The following is a 2,459-nucleotide window of genomic DNA, read 5'->3' on the forward strand; positions in this document are numbered from 1 at the left end:
ATACAAGTTCGGGCAGGATTTTTTTTATCTGGAGAATCTTGGAGATCCAAAAAATAAAAAAAATGACTCCCCAGTTCCTCCTGATCTACCTTCTTATCTGGTTCATCCTGAATCTGTACTTTCTGACAGCCTTTCCCTTTGCCCACTCGGATGAACCCTGGTTGAGTGGATTGACCAGAAATATGATGACCGAAGGACGGCCCGATGTAACCGAGACCTTCTTTGATCTCTACCCCCGGCATCCCCATGCCTTGAAAATCATTTTCCATGCCTTCCAAATGCCCTTCATATTCCTGGGAGCTTACTCTCTCTTTTCGGTCAGACTCCTCAGCCTTTGTGCAGGAGTACTTTGTCTTTATGGATTTTCACGGCTTCTTCAGCGTTTAAGCCCCGGCAACAAGCTTGCTGCTCTGACGGCAACCATTCTGTTGTCAATTGACATCCAGTTTATATATGCGGCTCACACAGCCCGGCAGGAGATCCTTCTGCTGCTTGTACTGATCCTGGCCTTCTATCACTATCTGGGGATTAAAAAGACCCAGCAGGCTCTTTTTTCAGGACTGATCATAGGACTATCCTTTGGGATTCATCCCAATGCTTTTATCCTGGCTGTCCCCCTGGGACTGCTCTATCTGCTTGATATTTTTAACAGAAAAAAAACAATCACCATGGGACTCTTCTACCTCATGGGTCTGGCCGCAGGAGGCGTATTTTTTGCCGGATTGAGCCTCCTCTTTAACCCCGGGTTTATTTCAGACTACCTCGCCTATGGCTCGCCCCTGGGAGTCACAAGGAGTCTGGATACAAAAATCAGGCAGCTCCCTCACTTCTTGTCACAGCTGTATCATCGCATCGGCGGGACCTACTATCTCCCGGATATCCGTCCTCAGATGATCTTTTTTCTCCTTTTTCTGCTGTTACTGATCCCGACTAAGGTCAGAGGCCGGTCCCTCGTCTACGCTGGGACTACAGGCGTACTGATGGGCATTATGGCTCTGGGAAAATACAGCCCTCTCTCCATCCTCTTTCTGACCCCCTTTCTCTACCTGGCATTTTTTCTTCTCATTCAAAGACTCCACCTCACTTTAGCTCTCAGTGTGACTGCGGTTTTTGTTGCACTCAACCTCTTATTAAGCGCATCGAATATCCGCACGGAAGTCTATCCTGCAGATCAGAAAGAAAGCTATAAGGAGTATTTGGAGGGGATAGAGGATGCCCTGCCCCCGGGGGCAGTCGTCCTTGCAAATATGAATACGGAATATGCCTTTGAAGGGGGCCATCTTTTTGATTACCGGAACCTGAGTTATCTGCCGGATAATCGAGATTCTTCGGTTGAAAATTACATCCGGGAGCGAAAGATTGAATATATCCTCTTCCCTGATGAGCTGGATTTTGTGTATGAGAGCAGACCGGTATGGAATGTGCTCTACGGGAACCCTTCCCGATGGTATCCAGAACTTAAGAATTTTATTCAGAAAAAATCGGTTCTAATCGAGACCCTGGACAGCCCTGCTTATGCCATGAGGATTCAAGCCTACAAGTATAAAAAAGAGTGGAAATTGAAGATTTACAGGGTTCTCCCGGATTCTGCCAGGGAGGAATAGAGCTCCCATTCCAATGCCCGGAAGAGGGGACTCTGTCTGTCACGGGGACGTTCCAGGGAAACTGGAATTTCCTGTATGGGAGATGAGAGTTCACCAAAAAGGATGATCCTGTCAGAGAGGCTGAGGGCTTCGGCAATGTCATGAGTCACAAAAACAATGGAGAATTGGCGATCCGCCCAGAGAGTCAGCAGCAACTGCTGCAGATCCTGGCGTGAAGGAGCGTCAAGTGACCCGAAGGGCTCATCCATAAAGAGGATTTCAGGATCGGCCATCAGGGCCCGTCCCAGAGCACAGCGCTGTTTCATTCCCCCTGACAACCGTTCAGGATGATAGTCTTTGAAATGTTCAAGGCCCACCGCCGCCAGTATCTCGGAAAGCCGCTCTTTCAGAATCTTTCCGGGACGGGGTTTTAACCCGGGAAAGGGAGAACGGCACACAGGAAATAGAATGTTTTCACCTACCGTCAGCCATGGGAAGAGCTGGGTACTATCCTGAAAAATCATCTGCCCCTGAGAAAAAGGCTGCATCATATCTTCATTATGATGGCGGATCTGCCCCCGATCTGACGTCAAAAACCCCGAGAGAAGCTTCAGGACCGTACTCTTCCCACAGCCTGAAGGTCCCAGGAGGGTCAGGATTTCTCCCGAGGACAGGCCCAGACTGATATCCCTTAGGACTTCAAGATTTTGCTGGTCCTGAAGGGGGTAGGAAAAATGAAGATGCCTGGCTTCCAGTACAGTCATAATCCACGCCCCCGGCGGCGGTTCATGCTTTTTTCAAGAGGAGCAAACACAGCCTGATCCATCAGGACACCCAGGATCATCAGACCAAGGAGTCCCGCAAACATTCCGGCAC

The 2,459-nt window shown here is 49.2% G+C and carries 2 protein-coding genes; one reads left to right on the forward strand and one right to left on the reverse strand.

From position 1 onward, the window contains the following. The coding region (locus tag PF479_RS17020) for a glycosyltransferase family 39 protein (RefSeq protein ID WP_298009072.1) at positions 1-1,604 on the forward strand (1,604 nt) is incomplete at its 5' end. On the opposite strand, the gene PF479_RS17025 is transcribed toward PF479_RS17020, so the two are convergent. After that, positions 1,568-2,347 carry an ABC transporter ATP-binding protein gene (locus PF479_RS17025; RefSeq protein ID WP_298009075.1) on the reverse strand — a complete coding sequence of 260 codons (780 nt, stop codon included), beginning with the start codon at positions 2,345-2,347 and terminating at the stop codon, positions 1,568-1,570. The genes PF479_RS17020 and PF479_RS17025 overlap by 37 nt on opposite strands. Positions 2,348-2,459: the final 112 nt, after the last annotated feature.

This window comes from Oceanispirochaeta sp. (assembly GCF_027859075.1).
Taxonomy (GTDB): Bacteria; Spirochaetota; Spirochaetia; order DSM-2461; family DSM-2461; genus Oceanispirochaeta.